2 protein-coding genes and 1 pseudogene are annotated in these 3159 nt (G+C 64.1%); all 3 read right to left on the bottom strand.

Translation table 11 applies throughout. From position 1 onward, the window contains the following. Positions 1-72: 72 nt before the first annotated feature. The gene (locus EN750_RS26030) at positions 73-1722 is read right to left on the bottom strand and encodes a thiamine pyrophosphate-binding protein (protein ID WP_127398277.1); all 1650 of its coding nucleotides are present in this window, start codon (positions 1720-1722) and stop codon (positions 73-75) included. Continuing rightward, complete coding sequence (locus tag EN750_RS26025) at positions 1719-2894, bottom strand: CaiB/BaiF CoA-transferase family protein (protein WP_127272545.1); 1176 nt, start codon at positions 2892-2894, stop codon at positions 1719-1721. The genes EN750_RS26030 and EN750_RS26025 overlap by 4 nt, the downstream gene beginning before the upstream one ends. Positions 2895-2993: 99 nt before the next feature. Continuing rightward, a pseudogene (locus EN750_RS40980) lies at positions 2994-3159 on the bottom strand (alpha/beta hydrolase); the annotation flags it as partial.

Genomic DNA, 3159 nt, shown 5'->3' with positions numbered 1-3159 from the left:
GATCGAGACCGCCAAGTAGCGCAAGCCGCATGACAAAAAGGGGCGGGCGACCGCCTCTTTTTTTTGTTTGGACTACGCCTTGTCGCGTATCTGCGTCATCGTCTTGGTCGGCGTGATCGCTTCGGGGTCGAGGCGGATTTCCACGATCGCCGGCTTGCCGCTGGCGCGGGCACGTTCGAAGGCGGGAGCGAAATCGGCGGTCTTGTCGACCGTTTCGCCATGGCCGCCATAGGCGCGGGCGAGAGCGGCGAAGTCGGGGTTCTTGAGATCGGTGGCGACGACGCGGCCGGGATATTCGCGCTCCTGATGCATGCGGATGGTGCCGTAGATGCCGTTGTTGACGACGACCACAATGATAGGCAGGTCATACTGCACGGCGGTGGCGAATTCCTGCCCGTTCATCAGGAAACAGCCGTCGCCGGCGAAGGCGACCACGGTGCGCTCCGGGAACAGCTCCTTGGCGGCGACGGCCGCAGGCGTGCCATAGCCCATCGAGCCTGACGTCGGCGCACCTTGAGTGGCGAAGCGGCGGAAGCGGTGGAAACGATGCACCCAGGTGGCGTAATTGCCGGCGCCGTTGGTGAGGATGGCGTCGTCGGGCAACATCTTTTCGAGGTAGTTCATGATCGGGCCCATCTGGACCGAGCCGGGGCCGCCTTCCGGTGGCGTCGACCAGTCCAGATAGGCGGCATGCAGCTTTGGCGTCTCGGCTGCCCAAGTCGGCTCCGAGGCCGGTTTGCGCCTGGCGAAAGCGTCGATGAAGGCAGAAGGCGAGGCGTTGATCGCCAGTGTCGGCCGGTAGACGCGGCCGAGTTCGCCGGCGTCGGCATGGACATGCACCAGCGTCTGGTCGGGATAGGGGCTTTTCAGCAGCGTGTAGTCGGACGAGGGCATTTCGCCCATGCGGCCGCCGATCAGCAGCACGAGATCGGCCTGCTTGATCGCTGTGGCCAGCTTCGGGTTGATGCCGATGCCGACATCGCCGGCATAGTTCGGATGCAGATGATCGAACAGCATCTGGCGGCGGAAGGAGCAGCCGACCGGCAGCGACCAGGCCTCGGCGATCGTGCGCATTTGTGCAACCGCCTCGGCGTCCCAGCGCGTGCCGCCGAGGATGACGAACGGCCGCTTGGCCTTAGCCAGCAGCTTTTCCAGCGCATCGAGCTCCGCTTCGCCCGGCCGTGTCTCAACCGGCGTGTGCGGCAAGGCGATGGGCGCTTCGACGACACTCGTCAGCATGTCTTCGGGCAGCGAGATCACCACCGGGCCGGGACGGCCCGATGTCGCCACCGCGAAGGCGCGGGTGACGAATTCGGGGATGCGCGAGGCGTCGTCGATCTCGACCACCCATTTGGCGATGTCGCCAAAAAACCTCTTGTAGTCCACCTCCTGGAACGCTTCGCGCTCCTTGGCGTGGCTGGCGACCTGGCCGATGAACAGGATGACGGGTATCGAATCCTGCATGGCGATGTGGATGCCGGCCGAGGCGTTGGTGGCGCCGGGGCCGCGGGTGACGAAGCAGATGCCGGGCTTGCCGGTCAGGCGGCCGTGGCAATCGGCCATCATCGCGGCACCGCCTTCCTGGCGGCAGACGATGGTGCGGATCGCAGAGTCGTGCAGCGCGTCGAGCACCGCCAGATAGGATTCACCGGGCACGCAATAGATGCGGTCGGTGCCGTTGGCTTCAAGCGCGTCTACGATGAGTTGTCCGCCGGTCTTCATTGTCCAGACTTCTCCAGTTCGGCAAGGATTTCTTGCGTGTGCTCGCCCAGGCGCGGCGAGGGGCGCTCATAGACCAGCGGCGTGCCGGACATCACCATCGGCGCACGCACCGAAGGCAGAAGATTGCCATGGCCGTCGTCGAGATCGAGCCGCATGCCGCGCGCGATGGTCTGCGGGTCGGCGAACATCTGGCCGATCGTGTTGATCGGGCTCGCCGGCACGCCGGCCGCTTCCAGCTTGGCCAGCAGCGGATCGCGGTCAAAAATCTTCAGCGCCTCGATCATGCGCTCGCGCAACTTGACCCGGTTGGCGACCCGGGCGGGATTGGTGGCGAAGTCGGGATTGGCAGGCAGGTCGTCCAGTCCGACAGCGGCGCAGAATTTGGCGAACTGGCCGTCATTGCCGACCGCCAGGATGATGTGCCCATCCCGGACCGGCACAACCTCATACGGGGCGATGTTCATGTGTGCGTTGCCCATCTGCACCGGCGATTGGCCGGAGACGAGATAGTTCAAATTCTGGTTGCCGAGGGCCGAGATCTGGGTGTCGAAAAGCGCCATGTCGACGTGCTGGCCTTCGCCGGTCTGCTCGGCATGGCGCAGTGCTGCCTGGATGGCGATGACCGAATAAAGGCCGGTGAAGATGTCGGAGATGGCGACGCCGGCCTTTTGCGGCTCGCGGCCGACCTCGCCGGTGATCGACATCATGCCGGCCATGGCCTGGATGATGAAGTCGTAGCCGGCGCGCGGCGCATAGGGTCCGTCCTGGCCGAAGCCGGTGATCGAGCAATAGACGAGGCGCGGGTTGATCTGGCGCAGGCTGTCATAGTCGAGGCCGTATTTCTTCAGGCCGCCGAGCTTGAAGTTCTCGATCAGCACGTCCGAGGTGGCGACCAGCCGGCGCACGGTCTCGGCGCCTTCCGGTGTCGAGAAATCGATGGCGATGGAGCGCTTGCCGCGATTGCAGGAATGATAATAGGCGGCCGACAGGTTCTCGCCGTCCTTGCCCATGACGAAGGGTGGCCCCCATTTGCGGGTGTCGTCGCCGCCATCGGGGCTTTCGACCTTGATGACATCGGCGCCGAGATCGGCAAGCAACTGCCCGGCCCATGGCCCGGCAAGGATGCGGGCGAGTTCGACGACGCGGACGCCTTTCAGCGGGGGCTCAGCCATGAATCACCGTGATTGCCGCAATCACCGTGATTGCTGCGAAACCAGAGCCTCTATCAAGCCCTGCAACGGCTGTCACGGCTCTTGCAATGGGCCAATCCGTCACGCTTTGAGGACTTCGTCGGCCCAAATGGCGAAATCATCCATGATGATGTCGCGATTCACCTCGTTCAGGCTTTCGTGGCGGGTGTCGGCGTAAACCTTTGAAACCAGATTCGAAAAGCCCATGGCGCGCATGCGGCTGGCAAGATGCGTGATCCCTTTGCCA

Source organism: Mesorhizobium sp. M7A.F.Ca.ET.027.03.2.1, from assembly GCF_003999175.1.
Taxonomy (GTDB): Bacteria; Pseudomonadota; Alphaproteobacteria; order Rhizobiales; family Rhizobiaceae; genus Mesorhizobium.
The sequence above is the reverse complement of the archived record's forward strand: the minus strand, read 5'-3'. Positions and strand labels throughout refer to the sequence as shown.

Excerpts from the sequence above, each read along its gene's own strand:
- EN750_RS26030 (WP_127398277.1), bottom strand. The coding sequence starts at position 1,722 with ATGAAGACCGGCGGACAACTCATCGTAGACGCGCTTGAAGCCAACGGC.
- EN750_RS26025 (WP_127272545.1), bottom strand. The coding sequence starts at position 2,894 with ATGGCTGAGCCCCCGCTGAAAGGCGTCCGCGTCGTCGAACTCGCCCGC.